Genomic DNA, 396 nt, shown 5'->3' on the forward strand with positions numbered 1-396 from the left:
GCCCTGCTCTACCTGGCTGCCGGCCTGCCCGCGACCTCCGGCGGCATGACCATCGGCACCCTGGTCGCGTTCACCGGACTGCAGGGCGCGCTGTTCCGGCCGCTGATGCAGCTGCTGGACGTCGGTGTGTCCGTGACGAGTTCACTGGCGCTGTTCAGCCGAATCTTCGAGTACCTGGACCTGCCGGTGGACATCGACGACCCCGAGCGGCCCGTGGCGATGGACCATGCGCTCGGTGCTGTCGCCTTCGAGGACGTCACCTTCCGGTACGAGGGTGCCGACCGGGACGCGCTCGCCGCGGTGTCGATAGACGTGCCCGCCGGATCCTCGTTGGCACTCGTCGGCGAGACCGGTTCGGGCAAGACCACTCTCGCCTCGCTGGTGGCGCGACTGCAC

The 396-nt window shown here is 69.2% G+C and carries 1 protein-coding gene; it reads left to right on the top strand.

Annotated elements, in window-relative coordinates:
- A partial coding sequence (locus AC1DYG_RS20350; protein ID WP_477641649.1) for an ATP-binding cassette domain-containing protein occupies positions 1–396 on the top strand: 396 nt, incomplete at both ends.

It is taken from the genome of Pedococcus sp. P1_H8 (assembly GCF_056405175.1).